This window comes from Streptomyces nogalater (genome assembly GCF_039532885.1).
GTDB classification, from domain to species: Bacteria; Actinomycetota; Actinomycetes; order Streptomycetales; family Streptomycetaceae; genus Streptomyces; species Streptomyces nogalater.
In genome coordinates this window covers 49,849-69,270 of the sequence record NZ_BAAASM010000060.1, presented here as the reverse complement: position 1 = coordinate 69,270, position 19,422 = coordinate 49,849, and the positions used below count along the sequence as shown (strand labels likewise).

Below are 19,422 nucleotides of genomic sequence, written 5' to 3'. Positions count from 1 at the left end.
CGTGACCATTCCCCGTGGCACCCACACCCTGCGTGTCGACTACGTCAACTGGACCGGCGCCGCCGCCGTCAACTTCGCCTACACCCCCCGCACCGGCGCCAGCGTGGACCGTGTCTTCCCGCTCACGCCCACCGGGCTTTCGATAGCCCGTGACGCCGGCACCGGACGCAACTTCCTGCGCTGGACGGCGAACAAGGAGATGGACCTCGCCGGTTACCGCGTCTACCGCCGCACCCCCGACCAGACGTCCTTCGGCACTCCCGTCGCCACGGTCGTTGGCACGACCTTCACCGACACCACCTCCGGGGGCACCACTCACCTCTACGAGATCCGAGCCGTCGACAAGTCCGGCAATGCCTCCGCTGGAACGTCTGACGTCTCAGTCACCGGCAACCCGGCCTACCTGCGCCAGTTCTTCGCGAACACCTCGTTCTCCGGCACGCCGAAGCGTACGGATTGTGACACCGCGGTGAACGAGAACTGGCGTACCGGCTCTCCCGGCATCTCCGGCATCGGCGCGGACAACTTCGGCGTCCGCTGGCAGATCACCCGTGACTTCGGCTCCGGCGGCCCGTTCACGTTCACCGCCTCCGGTCAGGACGGCATCCGCGTGTACCTCGACGGGACACGCAAGATCGACCTGTGGAAGAACGGCTCCGGCACTGTCTCCCGTACCGTGAACGTGACCATTCCCCGTGGCACCCACACCCTGCGTGTCGACTACGTCAACTGGACCGGCGCCGCCACCGTCAACCTCGCCTACACCCCCCGCACCGACGCCTCCGCGGACCATGTCGCCCCACTGGCGCCCACCGGAGCGAAGGTCACATACGACAAGAACACCGACTCCGCCACCTTCTCCTGGGCACCCAACAAGGAGATGGACCTCGCCCACTACCGGGTCTACCGGCAGACCGCGGTCGGTGACTGGGCTCCCATGGTCCTGACCGACAAGACCACCTGGACCGACACCGGACTGAACCGCGATGGCAAGCCCATCCGCTACTACATCGCCGTCACCGACCGCGCCGGGAACCTGTCCGGGAGCACCCCGGTCCTGACGGTCACCCCGATCGACACCGTCGCGCCGGCGGCGCCCGTCCTCCTCGTGTCCCACATGTCGAACACCCCCAGCTCCCTGAAGGTCAACTGGGACATGCGGACCGAGGAGGAGATGAGGAACGGCGCCACCATGCGCCTCTACCGCTCAACCGGCGACACGCTCGGCGACAGTCCCGAACTCATCGCCACCACCTCCATGGAATCGGAACCCACCTCGGTCTACGTGTACGTGGACGAACTGCCGGCCTTCGACGGCACCACCTACACCTACGGCGCCGTGGTGACCGACGCCGCCGGCAACACCTCCCCGATGTCCGCACCGGACTCGGTGACCCCTGACAGCGTTCCCCCCGCCCCGCTGACCGGCCTGGCCGCCACACCCCGCGCCGACGGCGTCGTGCTCAGCTGGGACGCCCCCACCGAAAGCGGCGTCCACTACAACGCCACCCGCGTCGTACAGCGGCCGGACGGCAGCACCGGCTACGACAGCACCGGATGCGCCGACGCCGTCGACCCCAGCAAGCCCACCGCCCTGCCGAACGCCATGCTCTGCGCCGGACCGGCGGACGGCGAGACGGTGACCTTCACCGTCGTAGCGGTCGACGAGTGGGCCAACCACATCCCCCTCGACCAGGCCCCCACCGTCACCACCACCGAACTCGACAACAGGCCTGACGACGCCCGCGGCGACGACACCGGCCCGCTCACCGCCCGCATGGTCGGCACCGGCGGCCGCCTGGAGTGGTCGTGCACCGACGAGACGGCCTGCGCCGGCATCGCCAAGTACCGCGTGGAGAGCTGGAACGCGACCACCAACGCCTACGAACAGGTCGCCTCCGGCACAGCGGTCCCGGGCCGCACCCTGCACACCTACGTGCCCATGCAGCTCGGCCAGACGTCGTACTTCCGGATCACCGGCCTCCTCGCCGACGGCACGTCGGCCGCCGTGGCCCACGCCGCGGCGGCCAGGGGCGCCTTCGTGTGAGCTCAGAACTGATCCCGACGCCGTGGAACGCATCGCCGCCCCGGAGGTGCGGTCGCACGCTCCGGCTCAGATCACTACGGAGACTCGGAAGCGGAGCGCCCGCTGGAACGCGGAGAGCGACTAGTTGACCCGCCGGTTCAAAGGATGAGGCAGGCGAGTCGGTGCGTGGCATCGTGAGGCGCTTGGGTGTGAAGCCGGCCATGCTCCAGGGCCTGCTGCGCGGTTGTAAGGGGTCGGGCAGGGGCCGGTCGGCTGCGGGAGAACGGGAAGGCTCGGATGGATGAGCTGGCACGGTGGCTCGGCGAGCAGCTGGACAGGGACGAGTGGATCGCCCGGCGGATATGGGGACGGTCTCGAAGGCCGTGGAATCCCAGGGCATGGAGGGCAACCCCCGCTCACGCAGGGACGACCTGGCCGTGGGGTCACAAGGCCCCATCCGTTGTGAGCAACCCCCGCTCGCGCGCGGACGACGCCGCAAAGCTCAGCTTGCCCTTGTCCTGGAGCGAGCAGCCTCCGCTCGTGCGGGGACGACTCCGCCGGGTCTTCCTCGTGCCGGACCGCCCGCGAGCAACCCCCGCGGACGCGGGTACGACCTCCGTGGCCTGCTCGATGACCCGTCCCTCTCGGAGCAACCCGCTCGCGCGGGGACGACAGGGCCGGTGGCATCGGCATCGCGCTGGGAACCGAGCTACCCCCGCTCGCGCGGGGACGACTCGCGGAAGTAGGACGCGACGTCGACATACCCCGAGTAACCCCTGCGGGCGCGGGGACGACCAAGCTGGTCACGATCCAGGCGTTCGCCTGGTCGAGCAACCCGTGCTCGCGCAGGGACGATGAGGTCGTGGACCCGACCGCGGGCCTGATCGGCGAGCAACCACCGCGGGCGGGGACAACGCGCAGCGGGACACCGAGCAGTACGTCGAGCTGGAGCAACCCCCGCTCTCGCGGGGACGACACTTCTTTACGTCGGTTGTGGTGCTGGGGTGACAGCGAGCGCAAAACGCGTGCCAGCCAACTCTGCTGCCGCTCGGACCCCACCGGGCCTGGGGACGGCCCCGGAGGCGGTGGAGCAGATGGAGCCGGCGGAGAACTGCCCCCCGCTCGCGCGGGGGCGACGACTCCGTGGAGGCGGCCATCCGGTTCCGGAACGAGCTACCCCCGGGGACTCCGGGACGACCCGACCTTCAACCAGTGGTGCGGCAAGTCGGGGGAGCTACCCCTGCGGGCGCGGGGACGACCGGGCTGCCGTGACGAGGCCACCAAGGTCGCCCGAGCAACCCCCGCGGACGCGGGAACGACCTCCTCGTCCAGCATCTGGTCGAGCGACTTCGGGGGCAACCCCCGCTCGCGCGGGGACGACGCCGTGACCTCCACCTTGCCGTTCGGGAGGCGCGGGCAACCCCCGCTCGCGCGGGGACGACATCCGCTCGCCGCACCAAGCGCACGTCGTCGTCGGGCAACCCCCGCTCGCGCGGGGACGACGCTCGCGGGTGCGGCGCCGTCCGGCGCAGCAAGGAGCAACCCCCGCTCGCGCGGGGACGACTGGGCCACCCTCCTCGCCCTCACCGCCCTCGCAGAGCAACCCCCGCTCGCGCGGGGACGACTGACGGAAAGTTCGCCATCCGGCTAACCCCCAGGAGCAACCCCCGCTCGCGCGGGGACGACCTCGCCTACCTCTGCCCGGACTGCGACGCACAGGAGCAACCCCCGCTCGCGCGGGGACGACTGATCGGCCGGGAGCGCCCGGAGATAGCGCCGGGAGCAACCCCCGCTCGCGCGGGGACGACGGGATGGCGATACCGCCGAGAGCCGTGATCACCGAGCAACCCCCGCTCGCGCGGGGACGACACCGCGTGAACGGCCACCCCGACGAGGTCCCGCGAGCAACCCCCGCTCGCGCGGGGACGACACGATGCCGCGGGCGAGGGCGTCGGCAGCAACCGAGCAACCCCCGCTCGCGCGGGGACGACACTTCGTGAGCTGGGACGATGTTAGCGGGAGCGGCCGTTTTCATTGACGTGAGTTCGGGTGCCGCCGTCTCGGGCAGCCTGGCCCTGGCAAGGTCGGGCCGGCCGCAGCGGGAGACGACGGCGACGGGCCGCGTGGCGGGGGTCGGCGGCGGCCCCCAGGGCGGCCGCGGCGTCGGTGCTGGCGCCGAAGTAGCCGATGGCGAGTCCCTCGGTGTCGGGTTCCTCGCGCAGCCAGGCGGTGGCGTCCAGCAGCCGGCCGGCCAGCAGCCCGATGTCGAAGACATTGTGCCGGTCGGCTTCTTCCGCGTCGGTGAGCAGGTCGAACAGCAGGGTGCCGAGCCCGGCGCGGTGCAGTCCTTCGGCGACGAACCGGTTGCACGGGCTGTGCCGACTGCTGCCGCTGCCGTGGGCGAAGACCACGACTCCGACGGCGCCGTCGGGCACGGTGAGCCGTACGGCGCCGGCGGTCACCGTGACCTCCCGGGTGGTGCTGGATGCAGCAAGGAGCAGCCCCCGCGGACGCGGGGACGACTCGCCCAAACTGAAGGCGCCCCGCTGCGCGCACGAGCAACCCCCGCAGGCGCGGGGACGACTCCCTGCCGGCACGGGCTGCCCTTCTCCAGAAGGCGGGAGCTACCCCCGCTCGCGCGGGGACGACACTTGATGAGCTGGGACGATGTTAGCGGTGTCCCTCATTTTCATTAACGTGCGTTGTGGTAGGGGGAGTGCACGAGCGGTGCAAGTGCGGCCCATTTACCCGATCGGAAGTCCGTCCGCGAGAGGTGCCTCCACTGGGCTGCTGCGTGGAGATGGGCCGACGGCAAGCTCGGCGGTGCCCCCGGGAGGGGGCTGCTCGTGCGAGGACGACGGCGACCGCCGCTGTGACGCGACGGACCCACCCTGGTCGTCGCCGAGCTGCCGGCGCGGCTGCGGTGAGCGTCAGCCCCCCGTCTCCGCGAGGTAGTTGAGCACCGCCTTCACCCGCCGGTTCTCGGTGTCCGTCGCGCGCAGGCCGAACTTGGTGAAGACGGCGGCGACGTGCTTTTCCACCGCCCGCTCCGACACCACCAGCAGCGCGGCGATGGAGCGGTTGGAATGGCCCTGTGCCATCAGCTCCAGCACTTCCCGTTCGCGTGGCGTCAGGGTGTCCACCCGCCTGCGCTGTCCGCCGCGCATCAGCCGGGTGACCACTTCCGGGTCGAGCACCGTGCCCCCGTCGGCCACCCGGTGCAGGGCGTCGACCAACTCGCTCGTGCGGGCGACCCGTTCCTTCAGCAGGTATCCGACACCCGCGGCGCCGCCCGCCAGCAGCCTGGCCGCCCAGGCCGTCTCGACGTGCTGGGAGAAGACCAGGATGCCGACGTCGGCGGTCCGCGCACGGATCTCGACGGCGGCGCGAATGCCTTCGTCGGTGTGGGTGGGCGGCATGCGGATGTCCACCACCGCGATGTCGGGCCGGTGCGCGGCCACCGCGGCGAGCAGCTCGGGTGCCGTACCGGCGGTGGCCACGACCTCGCAGCCGCGGGCGCCGAGCAGCTCGACCATTCCGTCACGCAGAACGACGGAGTCCTCGGCCATTACCACGCGCAGGTGCCTGTTGATCACAGTCGCCATTATCGGACGTCCGGCTCCGGTGGCCGACTGCTCCCCCGCGATCCGGGGTGGTCCGCCCGCGCCACTCGTCCACCAGGACGCCGAACACCCCGGAGTCCCGCCAGCCGTCCCGGATCAGCACGGTGTGACGACGGCGTGCTCCCCACGTCATGCCGAGTTCGCCGAGGACCCGCGCAACCGTGTGCTGGGCCATGGGCCGATCTCGCCGGACGCGGTCACGCCGGTCTGACGGGCACGGTCACCGGCGCCGTGCGGCGAACACGCGGATGGGGCGGTCCTGCCGGTCGCGTCGTCAGGTGTTGACCGTCTTCAGACCCGAGATGCGGATCGGCTCGCCGCCCATGTGCCGGCGTGCCCGCCGGTTCTGCTGATGCAGCCGCTCGTAGTACGCGCGGTCGAGATCGATGACGTTCTTCGAGAAGAACATCCAGGACAGGATGTCCCGGTACTTGAAACCGTCCGGTGTCAGCTGGACCCGGTCGGTGGGCAGCCGGCGCAGCAGTCCGAGTTCCTCGGCCGCGGCGAGCACCGGCTCGAAGAGGTGTGCCTTCTCGCGGTATCCGAAGCGCTCCAGCTCGCGCAGATCCAGATCGAACGTGTCGAGTACCAGGCGCTTGCGGATGATCTCCTCGTCGTTGAGGACGAAACCGGTCTGCGGGGTCAGTTCATGGTTCCGTGCCTTCGAGATGTAGTCCCCGACTTCGGTGAGGCTCGGCTTCACATCGCCGACCATGTAGTCGACCGTACTGGTGTAGCTGCGTGCGCCGGCTCCGAGTCCCAGCAGCGGGACGCCGTGGAAGGTGAGAACCTTCTGCTGATAGCCGCCGCGTCCCAGTTTCTTGTACCGGACGTTCGACTCCTGGATGTAGCCCGCCTCACGGAATGCGGCGTTGGCGTAGTCGTAGCGCTCGTACAGGTCGGGGTTCCACATGTACTGATAGGCGCCGGTCTTGGAGAACCAGGCGTCGGGCCGCACGGTCAGGAAATACGTGCTGATCGTCTCCGGGGCCAGCGCCACCAGTTCGTCGACCGAGTGGCACCAGCTTTCCGGGGTTTGGCCGGCGAATCCCATGATGAGATCGGTGCTCAGGTTGGGCAGGCGCTTGTCCCGGATGATCTCGATCGCCTCTCGGATGACCCGTTCGTTGGCCTGGCCGCGCCCGGCTTCGCGGATTTCCGCCGGTACCAGGGACTGAATGCCGATGTTGGCCCGGGTCAGACCCATGGCGATCAGGCCTTCGAGCGTGCCGGGCTCCTTGACGATCGAATCGGGGGTGGCTTCGATGGCCACCTCTTCGACCGTGCTGCGCCAGTTGGGGTAGACCTCGTCGAACGTGGCGAAGATCCGCTCGAAGTGCCGCAGGCTCAGGAGGCTGGGTGTGCCGCCCCCGATGTAGACGGTGCGCAGCCGGCGGCTCTGGATGATCTCGGTGTGGTCCCTGATCTGCGTGCACAGAGCCTCCGTGTACGCGTCGTACACGTCCATGTCCTCGGAAATGACCGTGTACAGGTTGCAGAAGCCGCACTTGTAGCGGCAGAACGGCACATGCAGGTAGAGGTTGAGTTCGGGAACCGAGTGGCGTTTCAGGTCCTCGGCCCAGATGCTCTGGATGTTCCAGGAACCGTCCAGGGGGCGGTACGCGGACCGCGAGGGGTACGCGTAGTTGAACGGCGGGATGACGCCCTGGCGGATGTATCCGGCCAGCTCGTCTCGGATCGCGCTCGTCGTCGCACTTTCTGACATGGCTGTGTGCCTTCCTCAGCTTGCTGTGGGCCCTGCGGTCAGGGCGGCTGCTGTGCTGCGGCGCGTCAGGGGAAAGGTGGCCAGGTTTCGCAGCCGGAAAAAGGAGTGACAGAAAGAGATCACCCTTCTGGTGCTCGAACCCCCGCGGCGACCACGATCTGCCGGCGAAGACCCGGCCGCGCGTTCTTCCCCGATGCGCGAACCACGCCGGACAGATGCTGATGACAGTCAACACACGGCCGCGGTGATCGTGGCACCCACGCAAACGACGAACCCGGTACGCCGCCCTCGCCCCTGTTTTGGGTGATCGTCCAATGCTCGTCCAGGAGCCGAGACAGTACGTTCGCACTCAATCCGCCGACGCCCGCTCAGGGCTAACGTCCTCACTCGGAATCGGCACGACCGAACCCCCGACCCGAGAAAAGAAACCGAAGCCCGGGCATCCGCACGCCGCACGGGCCACTGTCCGGCCGCACACCACTCCGGAGATTCCATGCCCGTACTCGCGGGTTTCCGCGCCGTCTTCGCCCTAGCGGGGCCGGCCCTGCCCGCCGTGTCGTTCCTGGCCCGCCTGCCCGCGGCGATCTGCCCCACGGCAACCCTGCTGATGCTCACCCGACTCGACGGCATCGGCCGTGCGGGGGTCACGGCCGGAACGCTGCTGGCCGGCCAGGCCCTGAGCGGCCCGCTCCTGGGACGCCTCGCGGACCGGCGCGGCCACCGGCCGGTCGTGCTGGCCGCCTCGCTGGCGAACGCGGCCGCCATCACCTTCCTCCTGACCGCGGTCCTGAACGACTGGTCCGCGGTCACGGCGGCCGTCGCCGCTGCGGGCGTGGGCCTGACGGTGCCCCAGATCGGGCCGCTCTCGCGTAGCCGGTGGATATCCTTGATCGACGGCCTGCCCGCCGGTCCGGCCGTGAAGCGGGAGGAGTTGACGCTCCGCGCGCTGTCCTTCGACACCACCGTCGACGAGATCAGCTTCATCGCCGGGCCGGCGCTCGCCGGCATGGCTGTCGTCGCGATCCACCCGGTGGCTCCGATGGTGTTCGCGGGCACGCTCATCGCGGTGTTCGGCGTGCTGTTCGCCCTTCACCCCACCGCTCCGCCGGGCAGGCGGCCCGCTCGCCGCTCGGGTGGGCCGCTGCTGTCGCCGGCTCTGGTGATCCTCCTGCTCATGGCGTTGTTGCAGGGGATGATCTGGGGCAGCGCCAACGCCGGTGTCAGTGCCCTGGCCGACCACCTGGGCGACGCGGGAGCGGCGGGCTTCATCTGGGGCGCGATGGCCGTGACCAGCGCGCTGGCGGGCATCGCCATCACTGTGCGCACCGCCGGGACGACCCTGACCACCCGCCTTCGGCTGGCCATCGCGGCCCAGACGATCCTGCTGTGCCCGCTGCCGGCCGTGGAGGGCTTCGCGGGCGTGACGGTCGTCATCGCCGCCATCGGCCTGGCCGTCGCCCCGCACCTCATCGCCGTGTTCTCCCTCGCCGAACGCGTGGCCCCGCCGCACCGCATGAGCGAGACCATGGCCCTGCTGGTGAGTGCCCTCATAGGCGGGCAGGGCATGGCCGCGGTCGCCGCGGGGCAGCTGGCCCAGCGCTCCGGCTTCCGCTCCGCCTTCCTGCTGACGTGCGGGTGCGGCGCCGCGGCGCTCCTGGTCGCCCTGGTCTTCGTGCGGCGCACGGTCTTCACCCCCGCCGTCGAACGCGCGACCGCCACGTGACCGCCTGCGGGAAGGGGCGGGGCGGCGCCGTAGGGTTGGCGGATGGCGTCTGTGAAGCTGCGTCACGTGGTGCGCGGGATCGTTCTGGACGAGGACGCCCGCATCCTGCTCTGCCGGTTCACGGTTCGGGGAGCGACAGGAACGGTGGTGTGGGCGACTCCCGGCGAAGGGATCGAGCCGGGCGAGACGCCGCTTGCCGCGCTGGACCGCGAACTGCGCGAAGAGGTCGGTCTCGCCGTCCCGGCCGATCCGCCACCGCCGCACGTCTGGCACCAGGAAGTCGTGGCCCCCGGGCACGCCGAGGGCTACGACGGTGTCGTGAACGACTACTTCCTCGTGCGCACGGCCGCGTTCGAAACGCGCAGCACCCTGCGCGACGACCGGCTCGCCGGGGAGAACATCACCGCTGTGGAGTGGTGGCACCCGGACGAGATCGCCGCCTACACCGGTACCGACCTGTTCTCCCCGCGCGACCTCGCGTCTCGCCTGACGGCACTGGTTTCCGCCGGTCCCCCCGCAAGGCCCGTCCGGCTCGGGCTGTGAACACACGGACTCCGCGCGGGCCGGCGGTCGTCCGCCCCGGCGGGGCCCGGCCCACTACTGGGACAGGGACTTGGCGAAGAGGGCGTAGAGGTGCTTGTGCGAGTCGTCCTGTGCCGGGTAGAGCACGAGGACACGGATGACCAGCTTGCCGCCCTTCGGGACGACGTGGACCCCTTCGGGGGGCGAGCCGAGGAGGACATCCCCGTGGGAACCGTCCTCGACGATCATCCCCCAGAAAGTATTGGTGAACTCCTTGTAGAGCACCGACCCGACCGGCAGCTGACCGAATCCGACATTCCAGTGCCGGACATCGGATTCACCGGCGTACAGGGTGATGTCGTAGGAGTAGATGTACTTCTGCGTCTCCCAGTCTTGCCAGCTGGAGTTGAACGCGCAGTCGACGGTGAGATTCTTCTTCGCCGCGGTGAAGGTCACGGTGTCCGGTGCCGATTCCTGGCCGCCACGCACGGCCTTCGCCGTCACCGTGTGACGTCCCGGGCTCCATCCGCCCTCGTGGACGAAGGACCAGTTCTGACCGTTCACCCGGGCGCTGCCGAGCTTCGTGCCGCCCTCGGTCAGCTCCACGGAATCGGCGTTGAAGGCGACGCCGTCCACGGAGACGCCGGTGTCGGCTTCCGCGCCGTTCCGCGGTGACCTGATGTCCACGACGGGGCTCGGGAGCGTGGCGTAGAAGCGCAGGTACGCCTTGCCCGACGTCACGTCGTCACGCACGGCCACGGCGGCGAGGTCGTGCTGCCCGAGCGGCCAGTCGGTGTCCGGGGTGTACTCCCACGTGCCGTCCTTGACCGGCAGGGCCCCCACCTGCCGGGCGCCGTCCCAGAGCAGCACCTGCTGCACATCGGGAGCGGCCGTGCCCTGGACGGACTGGCGGCGGTTCTCGGTCTGCGCGCCGGCCGCGGGGGTGGTGAAGACCGGAAGCGGTACCGGCTCGGCGAAGGCGAGGGCGGACTGCGCCTGGTCGTTCCAGGTGCTGGTCGGGCTGCCCGCCAGCGGCAGCTTCGTCATGTCGTCGATCGACGTGCCGGCCTTGACGGGCAGCCGGCTGCCACCCTGGTTCGTGCGGGTGAAGAGGATGTTGTCGTGGCCGGTGTCGTTGACGACGGAGCTCACGCCGTCGTCACTCTGGTCGAACCCGTAATCACTGAAGTTGTTGGCCGTGCCTTTGGCGGGAATGACGAGGATCTTGTCCCGTGGCCCGCCCACGTTGTAGTTGATGTCGGCGAAAAGCGCGAAGGTGCCCGGGGGAGCCTTGTCCTTTCCCCGCCCGCGGATCACGTAAGGCTCGTCGGCGGCTTTCCCGTTTCCGTCTGTCATTTTCCGCCCCTCTCGACAGGCCGGTTTTTTCCGCTGCAAGGCTGCCCGCGGCCCGGGTTCCCGTCAATTCCGAAAGGCTTGTTCGAATGCGTTCAAGTCAGCTTCTCCGCTGGCCGGATCGCGTGGCCGGCTCCCGTCCGCACCACGCCGCTCGGGGACGGGTTCGCCGGTGGGCGGACGTCACCGCGGCGCGGGAGGCCGGCTCGGCGGCCGGGACCGGGGTGGCGCGAAGCCGCCCCGTGACCGCTGCCGGTTCCCGGCAGGGGGAAGGGGTCCTTGCGTGATCCGATCGGTCAACAGTTCCTACTGGCGTCTGCTGGTCGAATGACACGCCGAGCGCGGGCCGGCACCCCGTCGGGCCGGCTGCGCGTGACAGCCCGCGCGGTCCAGACCTGCAGGGTCCGCGCGTCTTTGGAGTGCTCGGTGGCCAACTGGCCCTGGCCACGGCCCGGCGGCGGGCGCTGGGGAGTGCAGTTGCGAGCGAGTCGTAGCCGCATCGCTCCGGTACGCGCCATCGAAGCGTCGGCGGCCTGGGGGCGCACCGGGGAGCGGGCGCGCCCGCAGCAAACGGGGCACGCCCTTCTTCCTGCCCGGGTGTAGACCGCCGCCCGCGCCGGCGCCGAGGGTGCGAAACGCCACGTCCCTCGCAGCACAGGCCTTCTGCTGCCAAAATGCTGCCGGGCTGTTGGTCGCGCTGTTGCGCCGGGACCGCTCCCTACCACAACCGTCAGAGCAACTCCCCGCGCCAGGTGGTCGCCAGAAGGCCCATGGGTCATGCCGCAGGACACCGTCTTCCGCCTCTCCCCTTCACAGGCCGCTGGCGTCGATCAGCCAGTACCGATTGCGGCAGACGGTGACGTTCGTCGGGTTGAGGTCGACCACTCCAGCGCGGGGGTACGAGGCATGTGGTGCGGTGCCGTCGTTGGGTAGGTACGGCATCGCCAGGACCTCGATGTCACAGCCGGTGCCGTACGGGCAGGGCACAGGCCACAGCGTGGTGGGTGGAGCGTGGGCGAATCCCTGGGCGCGCAGTCCCCGGAGGGTACGGTGCTCGCGCCGGTTGCGGCCGGCCTCCATCTCGACCTTGTACACGGTGGTGCGGGCCGGGTTGAGGATGACGGCTCGGTGCGCGCCTTCGCCGACCGGTTCCCAGCCCTCCGGGTCGCCGTAGAGGCTGCATTCCGGGCGCCAGGCAGCCACGGCCTGGGCCTCGTCGAGGGAGCCGACGACAGAGCTGGGCAGCGGGCGCCGTGCTGGGAACGTCGGCCGCAGCCCGGGAATCGGGAGGGTTCCGCCCGGGTGGACGGGCGGCAGGGTGACCGCGGTGTGCGGGGCATCCCACACGCGGGTCACGTGGGTGTGGCCCCACACGGCGGTGCCGCTGCGGGGTGGGAGGAGGTCGACGGTGTAGTTCTCGCCGTCGAGCACACCGGTGACGGTGCCGTGCGCGCCCCAGTCCTCGTAGGCGCGAGGTACTGGATGGTCGTCCCCGGCTGGAACATCAGCGGCCAGTCGTCGGCGAGCTACCCCCGCTCGCGCGGGGACGACGGCGCCCACTGCTCGGGCTCGCCACCCCACAGCGAGCTACCCCCGCTCGCGCGGGGACGACTCTTCTTGAGCTGGGACGATGCTAGCTGGGGGAGCCGTTTTCATTCACGTCGGTCGTGGTGCTGGGGTGGCTGCGCCACAGAAGGCTCGGCACGCGCAGGGACGACCAACGAGGGTACGGCCAGCGGCACGAGACCCGGGAGCAACACCTACGAGCGCGAAGACGACTCCCGGCCCACCGTCGCCCGTGCGCTGAAAGGAACAGGAGGACGACGCCACGGCCGAGGAGTGGGCTGCCGTCCTCGCCGAGCTACCCCCGCTCACGCGGGGACGACCCCTCGGGTCGGTCGAGCACGACCAGGCCGCGCGAGCAACCCCCGCGGACGCGGGGACGACATTAGCCAGCGACGCTCGTTTCCGGCGGGTGTAGGGCAACCCCCGTTCGCGCGGGGACGACGGACTTGCTGACCTGCAGTGATATTAGCGACCGGCCTCCATGTGCCGCCGGTGTGTGCGGCGTTGGCTGCTCGATCTCAAGGCGTTGTCAGTCCTGCCCTCTATGGTGCCGGTCATCAGTGAGTAGGGCTGGCGGTGGGAGGTCTGGTCGGTGGAGGACGAGCGGTCGGTTGTGGAGTTGATGCGGTCGTGGGGGGTGCCGGAGGAGACGGTGGTGCGGGTGTCGCGGCTGTGGGGGAAGTCTGCGGCGCGTAATGGTGGGCGGACGCATGTGCTGCTCGGTCATTTGCTGGATACGGCGGCTGTGGCGGGGGTGATGTGGGACCGGTATCTGGCGCCGTCGCTACGTCGGCGTCTGAACGAGATCAGCGGGGGGCGGGGGCGGGCGTGGTTCATGTGGGTGTGCGCTGTCCATGACTGCGGGAAGGCGTGTCCGGCGTTCCAGGGGCTGGATGCTGCTGAGGCTGTTCCTGTGCGTGCGGCTGGGCTGGCGTGGGGGCGGGTGCCGGCGGGGAAGCGGTGGCGGCATGACGTGGCGGGCGGGGCGTTGCTGGTGGCGCGGTTACGTGAGGAGTGGGGGGACACGGATGCTGTGGGGTGGGTGTGGCCGCTGGTGGCGGGCCACCATGGTGCGTTTCCGTCGGTGAGGGCGCTGCGGCCGCCGTATCCGGATGCGCTGGGCAGGGGGCGGGCGTGGGCGGAGGTGCAGCGGGTGGTGGTGGATGTGGTCAGTCGCGTGGTGGGTTTCGCTGATGTGGCGGCGGTGCGGCCGGTTTCGCCGTTGAGGAAGGCGGAGCAGTTGGCCTTGTCGGGGCTGATAGTGATGGCGGACTGGATCGCCAGTGACAACCGGAGTTTTCCGGGTCTGTCGGATGCGGGTGGGGTGTCGCTGGCCGGTGCGTGGCGTCGGGCGGAGGTGGCGTGGCGGGGGCTTCGTTTCCGGGGTGGCTGGGGTGGTCTTGCGGTGCCGTCGTCGCCGTTGGTGCCGTTGTCGGGCCGTTTGGGTGTGGTGCCGCGTGCGTCGCAGCGGGAGCTGGTGGAGTCGGCGTGGTCGTTGCCGGTGCCGGGTTTGCTGGTGGTGGAAGCGCCGATGGGGGAGGGGAAGACGAAGGGGGCGCTGGCGGCGGCGGAGGTTCTTGCGGCGCGTTTCGGGCTTGATGGTGTGTTTGTGGCGATGCCGACGCAGGCGACGAGTGATCCGATATACGAACAGGTGTTGGAGTGGGTGCGTTCTTTCGATCCAGAGCTTGAGTCGCAGGTGGCGTTGCTGCACGGTAAGCGGCGTTCCAACCGGCAGTGGCGGCAGATCTGGGAGGAGAGTCGTCCGGCGGGTGCCGGGTCGGTCAGTCCGTGGGATGACTTCGGGGCGATCGACGAGGACGACGAGTACGGCTGGCCGGCCGGTACGGGCGGCGGGGATGCTCGGGCTGAGCGCAGTGGGCCGCCGGTGTGGTTCCTGGGGCCGAAGCGGGGGCTGTTGACGCCGTTCGTCGTGGGTACGGTCGATCACCTGCTGTATGCGGCGACGCGTACCCGGCATGTGATGCTGCGGTTCGCCGGTCTCATGGGCAAGGTCGTGATCGTGGACGAGGTGCATGCCGCCGACGTCTACATGCGGCAGTTCCTGCTGGAGGCGTTGCGGTGGCTGGGCCAGGCCGGGGTGCCGGTGGTACTGCTGTCGGCCACGTTGCCCCCGGCACAGCGGCAGGCGTTCGTGAACGCGTATCTGTCCGGGGCGGTGGGCTCGGCGGATGTGGATCAGCCGGTGCCCGAGCCGGCCGGGTATCCCTGCGTGACCGCGGCGTTCGCTGTGGAGGGGCGGCCGGTGGTGAACAGCTCTCGTGCGGTGGTGCCGTCGTGGCGGGAGCCGGTGCCGACCCGTATCGAGTGGCTGCCGGACACGGACGTTGACGGGGCGGTCGTCGCGGAGGCGGCGCGGAAGGCGGTGGCCGGGGGCGGAGTCGTCCTGGTCGTCGTCAACCAGGTGGACCGGGCTCAGGCCGTCTACCGGGGGCTGCGCGAGGGCGGTTTCGATGGGGTGCTGCATCTGCTGCATGGGCGGTTGTGTACCGCTCACCGCGCGGAGCGGACGGAGGAGTGTCTGCGGGCCATGGGGCCTCGGGCGGGTGATGCGCGGCCTGAGCGGATGGTGGTGATCGCGACTCAGTTGGCCGAGCAGTCCTTCGATGTGGATGCGGATCTGCTGATCACGGATCTGGCCCCGGTGGATCTGCTGCTGCAGCGGATCGGCCGTCTTCACCGGCATGCGGGGACGCGCCGTCCGTCCGTGCACGCGGTGCCGCGGGTCCTGGTGACCGGCGTGGCCGCCGGAGCCTCGGGAAAGCCCCGATTCCTGCCAGCGTCGATGAAGATCTACGAGGTGTGGCCTTTGTTGCGTGCGGCGGCGCTGGTCGCCGAGGTCGCCGGCCCGCTGCCGGGCGCCGGTGCCGCTGAGGTCACCGGTTCGGGTACCTGGAGTATTCCGGTGGATGTGCCTGGTCTGGTGGCGCGGGCGTACGGGGACGAGGACGTCTGCCCGAAGGAGTGGGGCGAGCCGTCTGCCCGGGCCAGCTGGCGGGCGAAGGAGGAAAAACGCCGGGCGTGCGCGGAGGAGTTGCTGCTGACCCGGCCCCGTGAGTGGGGGACGGTGACCCTGGAGGGGCTGCACTACGGGGGCAGCAGCGCCGTCGCCGAAGAGGATCTGGATGCGGTGGTGCGCGATGGTGCCCGTAGCGTCGAGGTCGTCATCGTGCACCGCGTCACGGGCGGTTACACGGCGTGGGACGGGACGCGGCTCGGTGTGCATGGGGAGGTTCCGGACGAGGCGGTGGTAGAGCGGCTGCTGGGTGGCTGCGTCCGCTTGCCGGTCGGCCTGTCGGCGGAAGCCGAGCAGTTGAGGCCGCTTCCGGGGTGGGCGCATCACCCGTGGCTGCGGTACGCCCCCGCTCTGGTGCTGGAAGACGGGTGGGCGGACCTGGGGGGTGCCCGCGTCTCCTACGACGACGTCGAGGGACTGCTGGTCAAGCAGGCCTGAGCGTGACGAGCGAGCGTTTGGCGCGACGCCGGGTGCCCTGTGAGCGGGGCCGTTGCGATGCCTAAGTGGAGCGCCGTGATGGTGTCGGGACCGGCGAGTGCGGCCCGTGCTGACAGTTCGCTCGCCCGTTCATCTGAAGCACCAATGTTCACTCTTTTTCGCCATAAATCTCAAGAAACCACGCGAACCGCCATCGGTCTGTGCCACGGTGGTCATCCGCACGAGGCAGTGAACTCGCCTGTTTTGTAGGCGAGTTGGTTTGTTCATGGGAGGGGATCATGGGGCCGGACGAGGATCTGGTCAGGGGAGCGTGGCTGCCTGTCGTCGGCGTGGAGGGCGAGCGGCGGGAGACCGGCCTGCTCGACGTGCTGTTCGGTGCGGACGCTGTCCGGCGGCTGGATCTGCCGGTGCCGACGATGCTGCCCGCTGTGCTGCGTCAGGTGTTGCTGCCCGTCGTGTTCGACGCGCTGGGGTTACCGCGGACGCGTGGAGAATGGGGCGAACGGTTCGCGCAGGGCGGCTTCTCGGACCAGGAGAAGGAAAAGCTCGCCGACTACCTCGGTCCCCGCTATGGGGACCGGTTCCGGCTCTTTTCGGAACGCCCCTTTGCTCAGGTCGCGGGTCTGTCGGCGCTCAACGGTGAGACCAAGCCGTCCACGCTGCTGATCCCGTCGGTGGCGTCGGGGAACAACGTGCCGCTGTTCAGCGCCCTGAGTGAGGCCGATCACCTGGACCTTCCCCCCGGGCAGGCGGCGCTGTGGCTGCTGCACGCGCACTGCTGGGACACTGCGGCCATCAAGACGGGGGCGGTCGGTGACGGGCAGGCCAAGAACGGCAAGACGACGGGCAATCCGACAGGGCCGTTGGGTCAGTTCGGCGTGATCATGCCGACCGGCCGGACCTTGTACGAGACGCTGCTGCTGAACACGCCTGTGCGGGCCGACGGGCTGGCTGCGGGTGACCGGCCGCAGTGGGCGTGGGACGAGCGCCCGGACTCCGCCGCCGCGAAGTCGCCGGCCGGACCCGAGTGGTCGGTGCGCCCCGCCGGGGGGCTGCTCGATCTGCTCACCTTCCAGTCCCGCCGGATCCGGCTGATGCCCGCCGAGACCGAGAACGGGCTGCGTGTGCGGCAGGTGGTCGTGTGTGCCGGGGACCGGCTCGCCCTGACGCCGCAGGAGGAGCTGCACACGGCGTGGAACCACACGGCCAAGCCGAAGGCGGGCCAGCCGGCCCGGCGTCCGCGCCGGCACACCCCGGGCCGTGCCGCGTGGCAGGGCCTCGGAGCGCTGCTGGCACTGGCGCTGCCACTGGACGGCGACGGGGTGTACACGTCGCAGCTGTTGCGGCAGACGGGTGAGTTGTTGGACTACCGCCAGTTGCCCGGTGACTTCGCTCTGGGGGTTGAGGTCTGCGGTCTGGAGTACGGCAACCAGTCGGCTGTGGTGGAGAACGCGGTCGCCGACAGCATGCCGTTGCCGGTGGCGTCCCTCCTCGCCGATGACGACTGGCTGCGCACGGCCATCCTGGAGTGTGTGGAGCAGGCCGACCGGGTCGCACGGGCGCTGGACGGTCTCCACGCCGATCTGCGGCGGGCCAGTGGCGGGGAGCCGCTCCCGCGGGACAAGGGGGAGCGGCCCTCGGCCCGGTTCCTGCACGCGGTCGACGGCAGGATGCGGCGGCTGCTCGCAGGTCTGCGGACCATCGGTGAGGACTACGACATGCTGGAGCGGGCGCGGGAGGCGTGGGAGGTCACGCTGCGGCGGGCGGCCCTGCGGGAGGCGGATGGTCTGCTGGCGGCCGTTCCGCCCCGCGCTGTGGTCGGGCGGACCGAGAAGGTGAACGGCAAGGAGGTCGTCTTCCGCAGCGGCAAGGCGGCCGGGCTGTTCCACAAGAAGCTCGGTGACATCCTCACCCGGCTCGCCGATGCCGTACCGGCCGAGGGAGAGGCGGCATGAAGACCACAAGGACGGCGACCGGCCGAACCTACCGGGCGTACTTCTGGGAAGAGATCACCAGCGAGTGGGGCGCGCCAGCCGAACAGCGCAGCGCGGCCCAGTCTCGGCCTGCGGTGGGGACGGAGCGGGGCCTGCGTGCCCTGCGGGACGGTCTGGGCCGTGAGCCGGGCACCGTCGCCGGGATGCGATACCTGCACCGGGTGGAACTCACCGACGCCGCGCGGAGCTCCGACGTGCTGCCCCGCGCCTACCTGGCCGAGCATGCCGCCCTGACCCTATTCGGCCTGCACCAGAGCGGCATGGCGCGGCCGGCCCACCGGCCGGGCCTCGGCCTGGGCACGGCGTGCCGCGCCCTGCGGGCCGAGCTCGCGGCAGACGCCGCGGCGGGCTCCGGGCGCCGGTTGACGATCGCCGACGAGCACCGTGTCGCGGCTGCGGTCACCCGGCGGCTGACCGCCGCCGCGACCGCCCTGGACCTGGACGAACTGGTCCACCACCTGCGCGGCCTGGTGCCTCTGCTGCGCCAGGCGGACATCGGCCTGGACTACACGCGGCTGCACCGTGACCTGTGCGACTGGCTGACGCCACACCACGGCCGGGTGCTGCGCGCCTGGGGCCTGCAGTACACCGACCCCCTGACGCCGGACGGGGAAGCCCAAGCGGCCGGGCGGGATGCGGAGGGGTGGTACTGGGCCGGCTTCGATCCCAGGCGTGCCGAGGCGGGTGCCGAACTGGCGGCTGTTCGGTCCGGGCTGGGCCGGGAGGCCGGTACGGTACCTGCCCTGTGGACCTTCTACCGCACCCGGATGGGCAGTGAGCTGCGCACCAAGGGTGCTCTCACCCGGGACCTGAGCGCCGAGCACGCAGCGCTGGCCCTGTTCGGCCTGCACCAGCAGGGCCGGAGCAAGGTCATGCACGCCCCCGGGGTCAGCCCGGGTACCGCGTGCCGGCTCCTCCTCGCCCGGAACGACGGGGACCGGACAGCACTGGAGAACCGCCTCGGCGCGCTGCTCACCTCCCTCGACTCCGATGAACTGGCCCATCAGTTGCGCAGTCTCGTGCCCCTGCTGCGGCAGGCCGACATCGGCCTGGACTACACCCTAGTGCGCAGGGCGTTGCGTGACTGGGACGACCCCAAGCGGCCACAGGCACCATCCCGCCTGCGCAGTGGATGGGACCGCGACTTCCGCCGCGAGGCCGTACAGCAGCCCTGACCCTCTTCCTGCGTCCGCGGTCCTGACAGCACCGGCCGCCGGTCCGTTGCGCTCTGCTTCCTGCTTTCTCACCTTCCGGGTGTGGCCGCTGTGCCGCCGCCCCCACTTCCGGTGCCGCCGCTACCGTGCGGCACTCACCTTGCCAAGGAGTTCCTCATGTCTCAGCCCAACCTGTTCGTCGAGGTCCACATCCTGCAGAGCGTCCCGCCGTCCAATATCAACCGGGATGACTCCGGCAC

General features: G+C 70.3%; 11 protein-coding genes, 1 pseudogene and 1 CRISPR repeat array. Of the genes and pseudogenes, 7 read left to right on the top strand and 5 right to left on the bottom strand.

Annotation, left to right across the window (positions count from 1 at the left end; all coding sequences use genetic code 11):
- Window positions 1-2,047, top strand: a 2,047-nt coding sequence (locus ABD350_RS31860; protein ID WP_344352404.1) for a fibronectin type III domain-containing protein, incomplete at its 5' end; no start/stop codon positions are given.
- 1,210 nt (window positions 2,048-3,257) lie between these two features.
- Window positions 3,258-4,017: direct repeats of the CRISPR family, unit length 28 nt; unit sequence GAGCAACCCCCGCTCGCGCGGGGACGAC.
- 50 nt (window positions 4,018-4,067) lie between these two features.
- Here ABD350_RS31860 and ABD350_RS31855 read toward each other — a convergent pair.
- The 3 genes and pseudogenes from ABD350_RS31855 to ABD350_RS31845 form a co-directional block, all read right to left on the bottom strand.
- Window positions 4,068-4,515 (bottom strand): annotated as a pseudogene (locus tag ABD350_RS31855) (dienelactone hydrolase family protein); the annotation flags it as partial.
- A gap of 441 nt (window positions 4,516-4,956) precedes the next feature.
- A complete protein-coding gene (locus ABD350_RS31850; protein ID WP_344352403.1) occupies window positions 4,957-5,622 on the bottom strand; it encodes a response regulator in 666 nt (221 codons plus the stop codon).
- A gap of 301 nt (window positions 5,623-5,923) precedes the next feature.
- On the bottom strand, window positions 5,924-7,375 hold the full coding sequence (locus ABD350_RS31845; RefSeq protein ID WP_344352402.1) for a coproporphyrinogen-III oxidase family protein: 1,452 nt from the start codon (window positions 7,373-7,375) through the stop codon (window positions 5,924-5,926).
- A 493-nt stretch (window positions 7,376-7,868) separates the two neighbouring features.
- On the opposite strand from ABD350_RS31845, the gene ABD350_RS31840 reads away from it, so the two are divergent.
- Together ABD350_RS31840 and ABD350_RS31835 are read left to right on the top strand one after the other, a co-directional pair.
- Entirely contained in the window at window positions 7,869-9,098 is a 1,230-nt protein-coding gene (locus ABD350_RS31840) for an MFS transporter (RefSeq protein ID WP_344352401.1), read from the top strand.
- A 42-nt stretch (window positions 9,099-9,140) separates the two neighbouring features.
- Complete coding sequence (locus ABD350_RS31835) at window positions 9,141-9,641, top strand: NUDIX domain-containing protein (RefSeq protein ID WP_344352400.1); 501 nt, start codon at window positions 9,141-9,143, stop codon at window positions 9,639-9,641.
- 54 nt (window positions 9,642-9,695) lie between these two features.
- Here the strand turns inward: ABD350_RS31835 and ABD350_RS31830 are convergent, their stop codons facing one another.
- Window positions 9,696-10,976, bottom strand: coding sequence for an Ig-like domain-containing protein (locus tag ABD350_RS31830; protein WP_344352399.1), 1,281 nt, complete (start codon window positions 10,974-10,976; stop codon window positions 9,696-9,698).
- 807 nt (window positions 10,977-11,783) lie between these two features.
- Window positions 11,784-12,404 (bottom strand): BUD32 family EKC/KEOPS complex subunit, encoded by a 621-nt coding sequence (locus ABD350_RS31825; protein ID WP_344352398.1) that lies wholly within the window; start codon window positions 12,402-12,404, stop codon window positions 11,784-11,786.
- Window positions 12,405-13,131: 727 nt separating this feature from the next.
- Between ABD350_RS31825 and cas3 the strand changes: the two genes are divergently transcribed.
- From cas3 to ABD350_RS38080, 4 genes are all read left to right on the top strand, one after another.
- Window positions 13,132-16,014 (top strand): CRISPR-associated helicase Cas3', encoded by a 2,883-nt coding sequence (gene cas3 / locus ABD350_RS31820; RefSeq protein ID WP_344352397.1) that lies wholly within the window; start codon window positions 13,132-13,134, stop codon window positions 16,012-16,014.
- A 278-nt stretch (window positions 16,015-16,292) separates the two neighbouring features.
- Complete coding sequence (gene casA / locus ABD350_RS31815) at window positions 16,293-17,969, top strand: type I-E CRISPR-associated protein Cse1/CasA (RefSeq protein WP_344352396.1); 1,677 nt, start codon at window positions 16,293-16,295, stop codon at window positions 17,967-17,969.
- Complete coding sequence (gene casB, locus ABD350_RS31810) at window positions 17,966-19,183, top strand: type I-E CRISPR-associated protein Cse2/CasB (RefSeq protein ID WP_344352395.1); 1,218 nt, start codon at window positions 17,966-17,968, stop codon at window positions 19,181-19,183. The genes casA and casB overlap by 4 nt, the downstream gene beginning before the upstream one ends.
- A gap of 156 nt (window positions 19,184-19,339) precedes the next feature.
- Window positions 19,340-19,422: type I-E CRISPR-associated protein Cas7/Cse4/CasC (locus tag ABD350_RS38080; RefSeq protein ID WP_425584209.1), on the top strand; the 83-nt coding region annotated here is incomplete at its 3' end.

What these genes read in the sequence shown, in the direction of transcription:
- ABD350_RS31830 (WP_344352399.1), bottom strand. Translation starts at nt 10,976, where the DNA reads ATGACAGACGGAAACGGGAAAGCCGCCGACGAGCCTTACGTGATCCGC.
- casB (WP_344352395.1), top strand. Translation starts at nt 17,966, where the DNA reads ATGAAGACCACAAGGACGGCGACCGGCCGAACCTACCGGGCGTACTTC.
- ABD350_RS31835 (WP_344352400.1), top strand. Translation starts at nt 9,141, where the DNA reads ATGGCGTCTGTGAAGCTGCGTCACGTGGTGCGCGGGATCGTTCTGGAC.
- ABD350_RS31845 (WP_344352402.1), bottom strand. Translation starts at nt 7,375, where the DNA reads ATGTCAGAAAGTGCGACGACGAGCGCGATCCGAGACGAGCTGGCCGGA.
- ABD350_RS31840 (WP_344352401.1), top strand. Translation starts at nt 7,869, where the DNA reads ATGCCCGTACTCGCGGGTTTCCGCGCCGTCTTCGCCCTAGCGGGGCCG.
- casA (WP_344352396.1), top strand. Translation starts at nt 16,293, where the DNA reads ATGGGGCCGGACGAGGATCTGGTCAGGGGAGCGTGGCTGCCTGTCGTC.